1 protein-coding gene is annotated in these 331 nt (G+C 50.8%); it reads right to left on the bottom strand.

The genetic code is table 11. The annotated features are described in order from the left end of the window. The coding region (locus tag KH400_RS23385) for a histidine phosphatase family protein (protein WP_217228716.1) at positions 1–331 on the bottom strand (331 nt) is incomplete at both ends.

Raw genomic sequence — 331 nt, 5'->3', positions numbered from 1 at the left:
GTTAATACGTGTCCAAAACATATTCGCATCCTCGGCGTCACCAGCCGGATCAGCCTCGCGGAATGCGTCCATCAGCTCATTGCTGTCCATGCTTTGAATCAAGTCACCGTATGTCGTATCAGCCGGTAAACCAAGTACGTTAGCTAACTCATGACCAGCTTCAACACCAGATAGCCCGTCGAAAGAACCGAAAAATTGTTCGCGGAAATCAGGTAGTTCAACCAAATCTTGGCTGTCGCCAGTTAGATTGGCATCCATCACATAACGAGCCGTTTGTGCCGCGCGGGCTAGGTCTGAAGAGTAGACGCCGTCAAAGTGGACGTGACGCAGA

This window comes from Desertibacillus haloalkaliphilus, from assembly GCF_019039105.1.
Lineage (GTDB): Bacteria > Bacillota > Bacilli > Bacillales > KJ1-10-99 > Desertibacillus > Desertibacillus haloalkaliphilus.
The sequence above is the reverse complement of the archived record's forward strand: the minus strand, read 5'-3'. Positions and strand labels throughout refer to the sequence as shown.